The sequence below is a fragment of the Methylophilus sp. genome (assembly GCF_035460085.1).
GTDB lineage: Bacteria > Pseudomonadota > Gammaproteobacteria > Burkholderiales > Methylophilaceae > Methylophilus.
The window spans coordinates 1-1653 of record NZ_DATHWZ010000002.1 but is presented as its reverse complement, the minus strand read 5'-3'; the positions used below and the strand labels follow the sequence as shown (position 1 = coordinate 1653).

The window sequence follows — 1653 nt, the reverse complement described above, 5'->3', positions numbered from 1 at the left end:
CACTGGCTTTAACGAGATCAATACCTTCGTTGAAGTTCTCAACTACTTCATCATCTTCGGCGTCGACGATATAGGTATCATTACCTTTACCGCCGACCAAGGTGTCAGCTCCACCTTTACCGTCGAGGATGTTATTGCCGGCATTACCGGCAATGATGTTTGCGTCATCATTGCCGGTCCCATTAATGGCAGCGGTACCTGTCAGGGTCAGGTTCTCGACATAGTTGCTCAGTGTATAGCTGACACTTGCCTTAACCCCGTCTATACCTTCGCCATCGTTCTCGATCACAATATCATCAGTATTATCAACAATATAGATATCATTGCCGTCGCCACCTATCATTATGTTTGCAGCGGCATTGCCAATCAGTGTGTTATCTAGATCATTACCAGTTAGATTTAACTTGGTGTTTGCTGTAGCTGAGGCATCAAGAATCTCAATGTTAGCCAAATTACCAGTGAGTGAAAGTTCTGTGGCCGTAGCGAGAGCAGCCGTGCCACGGAGTTTAACGGTATCGATCCCGTTGGTCGTACCATTCAGTTCTATTACGGTATCTTCAATCACGACAGTAGCACCAGCACCAGTGCCCTGGAGTTTGAGGTCCAGTATATAAGTATTATCACCCTTACCGCCGATGAGCGTGTCCACACCTGCACCGCCATCCAGGATGTTGTCCGCATCATTTCCGGTGAGGGTGTTAGCGAGCGCGTTACCGGTGAGGTTTATCCTGGTTGCACCTGTGAGTGACGCATCGAGGTTCTCGAGGTTAACGGCCAGGGTGAGGGCAGTGGCGTTAGCCATAAGACTGTAGTCAGTCTCTGCCAGCAGTCTGAGCTTTACAGTATCAGTACCTGAACCTGCGACCGCAGTATCAGTGATGGTATCTTGAAGAGCGACTTTGTAGTTCGCTTCGGTCGTACCTGTACGAATGAGGTCAACGATGTAAGTATCGTCACCGGCACCGCCGATGAGCTTGTCTACGCCGTCACCACCATCGAGGATATTGTTACCTGCATTACCGGTGATGGTATTGGCAAGCGCATTGCCTGTTCCGTTGATGACAGCATCACCGCCGTTGGCGGAGCCATCAGTGAGTGTCAGGTTCTCTAGGTTATCAGAGAGTGTATAGCTGGCACTGGCTTTAACGAGATCAATACCTTCGTTGAAGTTCTCAACCACTTCATCATCTTCGTCGTCAAAGATATAGGTATCGTTACCTTTACCGCCGATCAGGATGTCAGCGCCGCCTCTACCGTCGAGGATATTATTGCCGGTATTACCGGTAATGATGTTTGCGTCATCATTGCCGGTCCCGTTAATGGCAGCGGTACCTGTCAGGGTCAGATTCTCGACATTAGCAGCCAATGCTAATGAGTAGCTAATACTGGCTTGGACTTCATCGATACCAGCATTTGCCTGTTCAGTGACCACATCATTGATGTTATCGACGATATAGTTATCATTGCCAGCGCCACCGATCATGGTATCAATACCGGCACCACCATTCAGGATGTCATTGCCGGTGCCGCCAATCAGCGTATTTGCCGCGGCATTACCTATTAAATTATTGCCAAGATTGTTACCTGTGAGGTTGAGCTTAGTTAATCCTGTGGCTGAAGCATCAAGATTCTCGATACTGGCCCATTCCCCGG

The 1653-nt window shown here is 48.9% G+C and carries 1 protein-coding gene; it reads right to left on the bottom strand.

The annotated features are described in order from the left end of the window. A partial coding sequence (locus VK958_RS00110; RefSeq protein ID WP_325238202.1) for a beta strand repeat-containing protein occupies positions 1-1653 on the bottom strand: 1653 nt, incomplete at both ends.